Source organism: Bacteroides sp. RTP31139st1_H2_RTP31139_211217 (assembly GCF_040227615.1).
In the GTDB taxonomy this organism is placed as follows: domain Bacteria; phylum Bacteroidota; class Bacteroidia; order Bacteroidales; family Bacteroidaceae; genus Bacteroides; species Bacteroides uniformis.
Genome location: NZ_JBCNZM010000056.1, coordinates 17,116 through 28,837 on the forward strand (window position 1 = coordinate 17,116; position 11,722 = coordinate 28,837).

Consider the following 11,722-nt stretch of genomic DNA (forward strand, 5'->3'; position numbering starts at 1 on the left):
TTAATTAAAATGTCATGGAATATTCAAGTTATAATGTAAATACCCCTCAGTGGAGGGAGATTACAGTAGGTTCACATCTTCCTGCAGAACTGCGAAAACTTGCAGAAATCGCACATAATCTCTGGTGGACATGGAATGATGACGCAAAGAAACTGTATTGTGATTTGGATTCGGAACTTTGGAAAGAGGTGGAACAGAATCCGGTATTGTTTCTGGAGCGGATAAATTATGAGAAGCTTGTAGCGCTGGCACATGATGAGAACTTTGTCTATAAAATGGATGCCGTCTATTCCGCCTTCAAAAAATACGTAGATGTGGAACCGGATCACCAGCGCCCGTCAATAGCTTATTTCAGCATGGAATACGGCTTGGATGAAGTCCTTAAGATATATTCCGGCGGTTTGGGAATGTTGGCGGGGGATTACCTGAAAGAGGCGTCGGACAGCAATGTGGACCTTTGTGCCATAGGACTTTTGTACCGTTACGGTTATTTTGACCAGTCGCTTTCCATGGACGGCCAGCAGACAGTCAATTATAAAGCGCAGAATTTCGGGCAGCTCCCGATTGAAAAGGTAATGCAACCGGATGGGAAACAACTGGTAATCCACGTCCCCTATGCCGACAGTTTTGTGGTACATGCCAATGTCTGGAAAGCCAGTGTGGGGCGTATTCCCCTTTATCTGCTGGATACGGACAATGAACTCAACAGCGAGTTTGACCGCCCTATCACTCACCATCTGTATGGAGGCGACTGGGAGAATCGGCTAAAACAGGAAATACTGCTTGGCATAGGCGGGATGATAACGCTGAGAGCTTTAGGTATAACGAAAGATGTATATCACTGTAATGAGGGGCATGCCGCACTGATCAATATCCAGCGGCTTTGTGATTACATAAATGGCGGCTTGAATTTCGGGCAGGCCATGGAGCTGGTACGTGCTTCCTCACTTTATACCGTACATACTCCCGTACCCGCTGGTCATGATTATTTTGACGAAGGGCTTTTCAATAAATATATGAAGGGATATCCTGGCAAGTTGGGTATAACCTGGGATAACCTGATGGATCTCGGGCGTCACAATCCGGGAGACAAGGAGGAACGTTTCTGCATGTCTGTCTTCGCCTGCAAGACCTGCCAGGAGGTAAACGGTGTCAGCAAGTTGCATAAATCGGTATCCCAGCAAATGTTTGCGCCGATCTGGAAGGGATACTTCCCGGAAGAGAACCATGTGGGTTATGTAACCAACGGGGTACATCTGCCTACCTGGTGTGCGGCAGAATGGAAAAAGCTTTTCAAGGACAATTTTGATGAGAATTTTTTCTGCGACCAGTCCAATCAGAAAATCTGGGAGGCCGTCTATGGCATCCCGGATGAAGAGATATGGAATACCCGGTTAAAACAGAAAGCAAAATTGCTGGACTATATCAAAAGCAAATGCAGCAAGGACTGGCTCAGGAGTCAGATTGATCCGGCATTGAGCGTTTCCATTTTTGAGAGATTCAATCCCGATGCTCTTCTAATAGGCTTCGGACGCCGTTTTGCTACATATAAGAGGGCTCATCTTCTGTTCACGGATATAGACCGACTTGCCAGGATTGTGAATAATCCGAAATATCCGGTACAGTTCATCTTTGCAGGCAAAGCCCATCCCAATGACGGTGCCGGGCAGGGGCTGATCAAGCAAATCGTGGAAATATCCCGGCGTCCGGAATTTTTAGGTAAAATCATATTCTTGGAGAATTACGACATGGACCTGGCACGCCATCTTATCTCGGGGGTGGATATTTGGATGAACACCCCTACGCGGTTGGCAGAAGCTTCGGGTACGTCGGGCGAGAAGGCATTGATGAACGGTGTGCTTAATTTCTCCGTGCTGGACGGTTGGTGGTATGAAGGATACCGTAAGGATGCTGGATGGGCACTGACTGATAAAAGGACTTATCAGAATGAACAGTACCAAAACCAGCTGGATGCCGAAGCCATCTATTATTTGTTGGAGCATGACATCCTGCCACTGTATTACGAGCATGGGGGGAAGAACTATTCGGAAGACTGGGTCAAGTATATCAAGAACTCAATCGCACAAATCGCTCCCCATTTTACCATGAAAAGACAGTTGGACGACTACTATGACAGGTTCTATAACAAACTGTCAGAGCATTTCCACATTCTGGCAGCCGACAACTTTGCGAAGGCGAAAATGATGGCTGACTGGAAAGCAAACGTCCGAAGCAGATGGGATGCCATAGAAATCAAATCCATAGAGGCAGGGAATGGGCTGAATGCCACGGTTGAAGCCGGAAAGGAATATGAGGTGACGGTTGTCGTTGATGAGAAAGGCCTGGATGACGCAATCGGAATAGAATCGGTCATTATCAGGCGTGAAGACGGTCAGGATCACATATATGAGGTTATTCCCCTTTTGCCGGTTTCCAAGAATGGGAATTTATATACCTTTAAGGCGACATCCGGCATTTTCAACGCTGGAAGCTTCAAGCAGGCCTTCCGTATGTATCCCAAGAATGCTTTGTTACCTCACCGACAAGATTTCTGTTATGTACGATGGTTTTAATGAACAGTAAAAGGATATGCAAAAACAACGTATGAGCGGGCAAAATCAAAAAACAGATAAACGGATAGCATGGCCGATCATCATCATGAACTTCACGGGAGTGTATGACTACGAGGCGTTTGCCTGGAACAATAAATTTATATGGCTGGATTGTCGTCATCTTTATGGTACAGATGGCTACTGTGACAGGGAGGGGGCTTTGGCTTTGAAGGGGATGATTGCTGATTATCCGGCGGAGGGAGTCCATTTCATCGATTCAGGCAATTATCATTATTTGACTAAATTCTGGACAGACAAACTTGAAACTCCGTTTTCGCTGATTGTGTTCGACCACCATCCCGATATGCAGCCACCGTTGTTTGACAACATACTTTCTTGCGGAAGTTGGGTAAAGGATATATTGGACCATAACAACAACTGCAAGAAAGTAATTATCGTAGGTTCTTCAGACAAACTGATACAGGCTGTGCCGAAAGGATATGAAAGACAAGTTCGGTTTTACAGTGAAACTACGCTCATGCACGAAGAGGGTTGGCAGAACTTTTCTTCCGGACATATCAACGGACCGGTTTACATTTCCATAGACAAGGATGTCTTGAATCCGGCTTCGGCAGCAACAAACTGGGATCAAGGTTCTCTCAGCTTATGGGAATTGGAGAAACTGCTGGCTGTTATTCTTCAGAAAGAACAGGTAGTAGGCATTGACATCTGTGGGGAATGCTCCACAACACTCAATCTTTTTGAAGAAAAACGGGAAACCGTCATGGATAGCCAGGCAAACAAAGAATTGCTCAGATTTATCCGGTCATCCTCCGGCCTTCAATAGAATTAGTTTTTTTGTTATTATAATTATCATATAAAAATAAAATAATTTAGCTTTATGGAAACAATTGTTCGTAGAATTGGACTTGTTGCACACGATGCAATGAAAAAAGACATGATAGAGTGGGTTCTCTGGAACTCGGAACGTCTGATAGGACATAAATTCTATTGTACGGGTACAACCGGTACACTAATTAAAAAAGCCCTTGAAGAAAAACATCCTGAAATCAAATGGGATATCACAATCCTGAAATCTGGTCCTTTAGGAGGTGACCAGCAAATTGGTTCGCGGATCGTAGAAGGAGAAATAGACTATCTGTTCTTTTTTACAGATCCGATGACACTACAGCCGCATGATACGGATGTGAAAGCATTGACCAGACTGGCTGGAGTTGAAAATATTGTTTTCTGCTGTAACCGTTCGACTGCGGACCACATTATTACGAGTCCCTTATTCACTGACCCAACTTACGAACGTATTCACCCGGATTACACCAATTACACGCAGCGTTTTGAAAACAAGGGAATCATATCTGAAGCAGTGGAGCAAGTGAAAAAGCGGAGGAATAAAAGTGAGAATAACATTTCTAAATGAACTGTAATAAGTAGTAGAATATTTATAAGGCTATCTAAGAAACAAGTTGTTTACATCTTTCAGAATAGGTATCAGCTGAATAGTAATCTGCTAAGTTTGTGTCAAAACGTTGGCACAAACTCTTTTATATTTTACAGTTCTGCTATATTTTCTTTTGGCTATGCTGCTTTTTCCAGGGGCAGCGGATTTTTCCGGTTGGCAAGCTTTCCTTTAAGCGTATAGCCTAGCCAGTCTGAACATGAAGAATTTCAGATCAGCCACCCCTCTAAACTGGCTTCGAAGAGCTTTGATTTTAGCATTGAACGACTCCGCTGAAGCATTTGTCAATCGTTCTTCAAAATTTTAGGGGAAATACCTAAAGATACAAAAAGCCAACTAATTCGCAATACTTTTAGTATGAATTAGTTGGCTAATTTTATAGGATTTACTGAATATCCCCTAGTTAAAACAGCTATGCACAATTCCTTTTATTCCGTTTTCAGGTATATGGCATACAAATTGTCAATAATACCATCTGCTAAGCCAATGACCGGAACATGGATATACTCAGCTTTGACAATACCTGCAATTATCAGAAATATCTCAGCGGCGGGAACAATAACATCTGCACGGTCAGTTTTCAGATTAAATTCTTCCATGCGCTGTTATACCGGCACCACGAGTGACCGTTTCTCCGGATGGTATGAATTTGAAGTATCAACATAAAATCGGATTGTTATGGAAACCGTATGTTTTGAAAGGAAGGCGTTCGAGGAATTTGCCATGAAAATCGAACGGTTCATACATAGGGTGGAGGGAATCCCCATCTGGATTTGAAAGGCGTGAAGAGGACGGCTGGCTGGCTCGACCACCAGGATGTCTGCCTGAAGCTGAAAATCAGCAAGCGCACCTTGCAGACCTTGCGGGATAACGGCACGCTCGCCTATACCAAGATAGGCAACCGTACCTATTACCTGCCGGAAGACGTGGAGCGTATCGTCACGAAAGTGGAGGACAGACGCAAGGATGCACGCTACAGGGGGCACACCATTTGAAGGAATTGAACTGAAGTATCAACAAAAGACAAATGAGCAGTATGTATAATAGAGTTTATATCGAATAATTGATTAAAGCGTTCTTTGATTTATCTTTGTGATCTAAAAAGTTCAATTGATGTATTACGACAAGATTCGCCACCGTCATAGCCAAGTGCTTGCTGCGACAGGATTAACTCCTGCAGAGTTTGACGCTTTGCTAATAACTTTCAAGTACCATTGGGATGAATATTACAGCCATTTTACCTTGGAAGGTAAAGTGCGCCAACGTATATCTTACAACAGTGTTGTCTCTGATTCAGGACAAAATGTTCTTCATATTGGTATATCTGAAGATCAATCCCCTTCAGGAACTCCATGCTATTCAGTTTGAGATGACCCAGCCCCAGGCCAATAGATGGATTCACCTTCTTTCTGAGATTCTCCGGCGTACATTGAAAACGCTTGGTGAATTGCCTGACCGTAACTCCAAACGTCTGATACACATTCTTCAAGGGTGCGAAGAAGTCTTGTTGGACGGAACCGAGCGACCTATTCAGCGTCCTTTGGATGAAGACTGGCAGTCTGCATGCTATAGTGGTAAAAAAAACTCATAGCATAAAGAATAACCTGTTATGTACTAACAATCTTCGGATTGTATGGTTGAGCTCCACATACAAAGGTCATGTCCATGACAAAAAGATTTGTGATGAAGAACCTCTTCTACTTCCCAAAGGTATTAGGCTCTGGCAGGATACAGGTTTCATCGGACACAAACCGGATGGAGTTGAAATATGCATGCCCAAAAAGAAACCTAAAGGGAAAGAGCTTACTTGTGTTGAAAAACAAGAGAACAAGCGGATTTCCGGAGTTAGGATTAAAGTGGAGCATGCCATAGGTGGTATGAAAAAATGCCGTATTGTCAAAGAACGATTCAGATGCCATAAATTCGGTTTCGAAGATATGGTGATTCTTATTGCTTGTGGATTACACAACTTCAGAATCAGTCACAAAATGAGTCATATAACAAATTAATCTATATAATGTTTAATGAATTGAAAACGAAAGACGATGCGTGGATGCAGTCCATCCACGAGCGTATCGACCGGCTGTCGGCGATGATTGACGGCATTTTCGGAGATGGCGCGGTTCCGCCAAAAGAAGACGTGTACCTGTGCGACAGTGAGGTGGCGTGTATGCTGAAAGTCAGCCGCAGGACATTGGGCGAGTATCGGAGCAACGGCACGCTGCCTTACTATGTACTTGGTGGCAAGGTCTTGTACAAGAGGAGCGAGATCGAGCAGGTGTTGGAACGGGAATATAGGAGTGTCGGCAAGGCGCGGGGAAGCGGATGAAGATTCCATTTACCTGTTTTTTACGCACTTGTACAGGCTGCGGGCATTAAGACTGTCCGCATAAAGGCTGGACGTTTGCGTGCGCCAGCCACAGACTGTTTTTTAGAGGTGAGGGAGTTTGCCGTCTGGAAAAAGAACCTCTTTTTGGACTTTGGCACAAAGTCGTCCCCTGCCCGGTATCAGACTGTAATTCCTGTATGCAATCCTTTTCTGACTGTTCTCGTAACAGTCTGTTTCAATCCTGCCTGACCTTTGTTTACTTTTCATAAAGAGACTGTACCGCCTTTGTGACCGGGATATGAAACCGAAAGATTGTTTTTGACGGTTGCTAAAAAAGAAAAATCAAAGGTGTTTTGCATGTTCCGTAAAAAATCGTACCTTTACATAAAGTGAGTTGCACATCAACGCAATTGATGCAAGTATGTAGAAACCAGAACGGTTGCCAACTCGTTACCTCGTTTTTTGATGATCCGCATAAACTTTTATTCTTAGCGGATTATGTGATTCTTTCAAAAATAATCTCTATTTTGGGAATACGGCTTTCTGAATATCGGAAATTCTATGTGCCTGCCGTTTTACATCCCCTCCCTACAATCTACAACGACATGCTATCAGAACACTTCCCCATAAAATTTCTATTTTTCCTGTGAAATTATTCTCTTATTCAAAAAAAATAGTATCTTTGTCCTATAAAAGTTGTTCATAAGTATGAGACTGTAAAGTACTGAAATTAGCACAATCTCCAAATCGTTACCTTAGACTTTTCAGAACTTCCATAAGCGTTTGTCTTTCAAATTAATCCATCAAATTGATAAGAATTTAAAGTAAATTACAACATTTTGAATATGAATATATATCTTGAAGCATTCTCCATTTTCTTTAAGATAGGAGCCTTTACCATCGGCGGCGGTTATGCTATGGTACCGCTGATAGAAAACGAAATCGTAACCAAACGAAACTGGATAGCCAAAGAAGATTTCATTGACCTGCTTGCTATATCACAGTCCGCTCCGGGCATCCTTGCCGTCAATATATCCATTTTTATAGGGTACCGGCTACGGGGAATACGAGGGAGCATAATCACTGCATTGGGAACCATACTTCCTTCGTTTCTCATCATCCTCGCCATAGCGTTGTTCTTTCACAACTTCAAGGACAACACCATTGTGGAACGTATATTCAAAGGTATTCGCCCGGCAGTGGTTGCATTGATTGCAGCCCCTACATTCAGCATGGCTAAATCGGCCCGGATAAACCGATACAACATATGGATACCGGTGGTTTCAGCACTGCTCATCTGGCTGTTGGGCTTCTCTCCCATCTGGATTATCATTGCGGCAGGTGTAGGAGGATACTGCTTCGGACGTTTTCAACGTCCGAAGAATTAAAAATTAAAGAATTAAAAAGGATAGCAACATTAATCACTAACCATTTATCATTAATTACTAATCATGGTTTTCTTACAGTTATTCTATACATTCTTTAAGATTGGGCTTTTCGGCTTTGGTGGCGGATATGCCATGTTGTCTATGATACAAGGTGAAGTAGTTACCCGTTACGGTTGGCTTACAGCGCAGGAATTTACTGATATTGTGGCAATCAGCCAGATGACACCCGGTCCGATAGGAATCAATTCGGCAACTTATGTGGGTTATACTACGATAGCTGATTGCTACGGTACAAGCTATGGTATTTTAGGTTCTATTATTGCTACGTTTGCCGTGGTGCTTCCTTCTTTCCTACTGATGCTGACCATCAGCAAATTCTTTCTGAAATACCAGAAACATCCTTCCGTGGAAGCGGTATTCAGTGGGCTCCGCCCGGCAGTAGTCGGTCTGCTGGCCTCAGCCGCGCTGGTATTGATGAATTCGGAAAACTTCAGTTCTCCCAAAGAAGACATATATTCCTTCGTCATCAGCTGCCTCATCTTCCTCGTGGCATTTATAGGCACAAAGAAATATAAACTGAACCCGATAGGAATGATTGTAGCTTGTGGAATAGCAGGATTGATACTTTATTAGGGATTAAGGATTAAACGTTAATGATTAATCCCTAATCCTTAATCCCTAATTTTTAAAGTTTAATCTTCTTTCCAACGGATTTCGATTCATTATGCAGACGGTCCAAGGCTGTCACCACATAGCGGTACTTTGTCTTTCCGTCTTCATAAGGAAGTTTATAGAAATTATCGCGCGTGATGGCTACAATATGGGAAGGGTCATCTATATTCACTTTCTCTTTGTCATTAAAGCGATAGACCACATATTGGACGGCACGGTTCATTTCCTCTTTATACTTGGGAGCTGTCCAGAAAAGAATATATCCGTCTTCCGTCCACACCGGTTTCATCTTACGTACCTTTGCCGGGGCTTCGTTATCCATGAAATCGAAAACGGGAGGCAGCGCCGGATACTTATGATATTCGGCAATCAGGGCATCGCGATACTTGCCTGCATTCTCTACAACCGCACTGGCAGGCCACTGGCAACTGCCACCGATGGTCTGATAGGCCCGTTGCAAGGCCATTTTGCGAGGAAGCTGATTTATCGACGGGTTCTTGGGGTCGGCATTCTGCACGGTGTTCATCACGGACTGGCCAATAAACAAGGGGCGGTTTTCCGTATTCCTGGCCCACCACTTCACCAGTGTCTCATAGTCGGCAACCGGATGTCCTATATGCCAATAAATCTGCGGAATATTATAGTCTATCCAACCTTCACGGGCCCACAGCAACACGTCCGCATAAAGGTCATCGTAGTTTTGCAGGCCTTTGGTCTTACTGCCAAGCGGGTCACTGCTTTCATTCCGGTAAATGCCAAACGGAGAAACCCCGAACTTCACCCACGGCTTGATTTCACGAATTGTTTCATGCAGTTTCTTAATCAGCACATTCACGTTGCTCCGGCGCCAGTCTCCTTTATTGCTGAAACCTCCGCCAAAACGTGCAAAACTTGCATCGTCAGGGAAATCCTTTCCCTTAATGGGATAAGGATAAAAGTAATCGTCCATATGAATGGCATCCACATCATAGCGGGAAACGATGTCGCTCACCACCATGCAGATGTGCCGGCGGCTCTCAGGCAGTGCCGGGTCAAAATACAACTGGTCGCCATAAGTGACAAACCATTCCGGATGGATATTGTACACATGATTGGGAGCCAACTCACTCTTCAAGGTCGTCTTCGTGCGATACGGATTAATCCATGCATGAAACTCCATACCACGCTTATGGCATTCATCAATCATAAACTGCATAGGGTCCCAATAGGGTTCGGGCGCTTTACCCTGCACTCCGGTAAGGAAACGACTCCACGGTTCCAGTCTGGAAGCATACAGAGCATCCGCTTCGGGACGTACCTGGAAAATTATGGCGTTGATTCCCGCCTTCTGCAAGGAATTCAACTGCCCGATCAGATTCTGCTTCAGTTTTTCGGTCGGCATTCCACGGAACTGTCCGTTTACTGACTGTATCCATGCTGCACGAAATTCACGTTTAGGATAGGCAGACCCGGTCTGCACTTGCGCAAATACTCCTCCCGCCATTAGCAGCAAGAAGAATACACATAAAAGGGATTTTACTCTCATTCTCTAATTACAGCTTTTTAATACTTAAAATAGTTTATAATTAAGGTTTGTCCTTCATCGGCCATTCCACAATAAAGCGGCATCCTCCGCAATAGGTGTCATCCAGATAAATCCGGCCTCCCACCAACTCCATTATCTCATTGGCTATGGCAAGCCCCAATCCGGACCCTTTGGTAAACGTGTCCACTTTATAAAAACGTTCGAAAATACGGTCCGATTCGTCCGGCCTGATGCCTATACCGGTATCCTCTATCACGAAGCGCAATACATGTCGGGACTTATCTTCCTCGCAGGAAACGCGTATATGACCTTCTTCCGTAAACTTCACCGCATTATCCAACAAAGACACCAGCACCATTTTCAGCCATTGCCGGGCTGCATAAAAGGCCGCAATACCGGAAGCAGGCACATATTCCAGTTCAACTCCCGGCTTCAGTTCCGGGCGGAAGCCCTCAATACATTCCTTGCAACACGCATCCACTTCTATCTCCTCCCGCGGCATCTCCCACACTCGCGAATCCATATCCGCAATATTGAGTATGTTCTCCATCAGACTCAACAGATATGTATTGTTGCCCTCCACTTGTTCAACATACTCGCGCTTCTCCACATCATCCAGTTTCTCTTGAGCCAGCAAGGTAGAAAAGCCGACAATGGAATTCAACGGAGTACGGATTTCATGGGTGATATGCTGTATAAAGGAACTTTTGACCTGGCTCATTTTTTCCACCGCCCTGCGTGCAGCTTCCAACTTGCGGTTCATGGAGAGGGTACGGACATACAGATAAGTAATGAGCAGCAAGAGCAGCAATACCAGTCCGCCAACGGCCAAGGCTATCATCAGTCTTTCCTTGTTCAATCTGGCACTCAGTTCCAGTTTCTCCATCTTCAGCCGGTCCACTTCAAACTGTGCCGTATATTTGCTTAGCTTGTCATCCATTTCTGCCGTACGCACGGAGTCACTCACGGCGCCATATCTGGCATAACTGCGGCAAGCCGCACGATAATCGCCCAACTGTTCCTGCAGTTCTCCTTTCATATAATGGTTATAAGGATAGCAAAGCCCCAGTGAATGCTGATAATCCATGAGTGAATCCACGTAAGCAATGTTACCTTTCAAATCACCGAGGATACGGCAACACATTATCTTATAGCCAAACCATGCTTCGGGCGTCGAGCTCTTCGGATGTTGACGGTAGAAGCGGTCGGTCTCCTCAATATAAGGCTCAGTAGCCTTTCTACCTTCATTGGCCAATAAGCCTATAACCCTGAATTCACAGAAACGCAGGTGCAGGGAAGGGTCTATGCTGACTTGTTTACGGTCCAGTTTGTCCTCCAGTTGCGACAATTTACTCAGATACTCGCCGGCCTCTGCATACTCACTGCGTGAAAGATAAGTCTGGATAATATTAAGCAACACCACGTATGCGTCACGATAATAGCTGCCTTCCTCGAAAAGTTTCAGTGCATTGTTGTAATTCTCTATACACAGTTTTACGTTGTTTCCAAAGACCCGATGGTTATACCCGATGCACATTTCGCCACATGCCAATCCGTATTTGTCCCGGGCTTGCTCGGCATCCTGATGGAGCCTGACGGTTTCAGCCATCGCCTCCTCCTGCATACCTTTCTCCGTCAGACGCTGAATGTACTGCCGCCACGCCATATACCGGTCTCGTGTCCGTTGGTATTTCCGGCACCAGTCCATATATTCATAGGTTGCGGCTTTCAATTGGTCAATGTCCCCCAACTGATAATAATGAGAAATCAAGTTGTTAT

The 11,722-nt window shown here is 44.5% G+C and carries 11 protein-coding genes and 3 pseudogenes; 10 read left to right on the forward strand and 4 right to left on the reverse strand.

The window, feature by feature from the left end; translation table 11 throughout:
* Positions 1-14 precede the first annotated feature (14 nt).
* From glgP to ABUA47_RS11320, 3 genes are read left to right on the forward strand one after another with little or no spacing between them, the layout of a single operon-like run.
* A complete protein-coding gene (glgP, locus tag ABUA47_RS11310) occupies positions 15-2,573 on the forward strand; it encodes an alpha-glucan family phosphorylase (RefSeq protein ID WP_004295277.1) in 2,559 nt (852 codons plus the stop codon).
* Positions 2,574-2,589: 16 nt separating this feature from the next.
* On the forward strand, positions 2,590-3,399 hold the full coding sequence (locus tag ABUA47_RS11315) for an arginase family protein (RefSeq protein WP_007563471.1): 810 nt from the start codon (positions 2,590-2,592) through the stop codon (positions 3,397-3,399).
* A 54-nt stretch (positions 3,400-3,453) separates the two neighbouring features.
* The gene (locus tag ABUA47_RS11320; protein WP_004295275.1) at positions 3,454-3,990 is read left to right on the forward strand and encodes a methylglyoxal synthase; all 537 of its coding nucleotides are present in this window, start codon (positions 3,454-3,456) and stop codon (positions 3,988-3,990) included.
* Positions 3,991-4,200: 210 nt separating this feature from the next.
* Here ABUA47_RS11320 and ABUA47_RS11325 read toward each other — a convergent pair.
* A pseudogene (locus ABUA47_RS11325) lies at positions 4,201-4,329 on the reverse strand (transposase); the annotation flags it as partial.
* A 128-nt stretch (positions 4,330-4,457) separates the two neighbouring features.
* Positions 4,458-4,634: pseudogene (locus tag ABUA47_RS11330) on the reverse strand (Ppx/GppA family phosphatase); the annotation flags it as partial.
* Positions 4,635-4,707: 73 nt separating this feature from the next.
* Between ABUA47_RS11330 and ABUA47_RS11335 the strand changes: the two are divergent.
* From ABUA47_RS11335 to ABUA47_RS11365, 7 genes and pseudogenes are all read left to right on the forward strand, one after another.
* Positions 4,708-5,024: pseudogene (locus ABUA47_RS11335) on the forward strand (helix-turn-helix domain-containing protein).
* A 118-nt stretch (positions 5,025-5,142) separates the two neighbouring features.
* Complete coding sequence (locus ABUA47_RS11340; RefSeq protein WP_005650026.1) at positions 5,143-5,397, forward strand: hypothetical protein; 255 nt, start codon at positions 5,143-5,145, stop codon at positions 5,395-5,397.
* The gene (locus ABUA47_RS11345) at positions 5,345-5,620 is read left to right on the forward strand and encodes a transposase family protein (RefSeq protein ID WP_033890980.1); all 276 of its coding nucleotides are present in this window, start codon (positions 5,345-5,347) and stop codon (positions 5,618-5,620) included. The genes ABUA47_RS11340 and ABUA47_RS11345 overlap by 53 nt, the downstream gene beginning before the upstream one ends.
* Positions 5,574-6,038, forward strand: a complete 465-nt coding sequence (locus tag ABUA47_RS11350) for an IS5 family transposase (protein WP_005650024.1) — start codon at positions 5,574-5,576, stop codon at positions 6,036-6,038. The genes ABUA47_RS11345 and ABUA47_RS11350 overlap by 47 nt, the downstream gene beginning before the upstream one ends.
* Before the next feature lie 8 nt (positions 6,039-6,046).
* Complete coding sequence (locus ABUA47_RS11355; protein WP_004295270.1) at positions 6,047-6,358, forward strand: helix-turn-helix domain-containing protein; 312 nt, start codon at positions 6,047-6,049, stop codon at positions 6,356-6,358.
* Between the two features lie 845 nt (positions 6,359-7,203).
* Positions 7,204-7,746, forward strand: a complete 543-nt coding sequence (locus ABUA47_RS11360; protein ID WP_005826309.1) for a chromate transporter — start codon at positions 7,204-7,206, stop codon at positions 7,744-7,746.
* 63 nt (positions 7,747-7,809) lie between these two features.
* Complete coding sequence (locus ABUA47_RS11365) at positions 7,810-8,379, forward strand: chromate transporter (protein ID WP_005835643.1); 570 nt, start codon at positions 7,810-7,812, stop codon at positions 8,377-8,379.
* 52 nt (positions 8,380-8,431) lie between these two features.
* On the opposite strand, the gene ABUA47_RS11370 is transcribed toward ABUA47_RS11365, so the two are convergent.
* Positions 8,432-9,943 (reverse strand): glycoside hydrolase family 10 protein, encoded by a 1,512-nt coding sequence (locus ABUA47_RS11370; protein ID WP_034525493.1) that lies wholly within the window; start codon positions 9,941-9,943, stop codon positions 8,432-8,434.
* A 40-nt stretch (positions 9,944-9,983) separates the two neighbouring features.
* Positions 9,984-11,722 (reverse strand): HAMP domain-containing sensor histidine kinase (locus ABUA47_RS11375; RefSeq protein ID WP_349831611.1); only part of this gene is annotated, 1,739 nt, incomplete at its 5' end.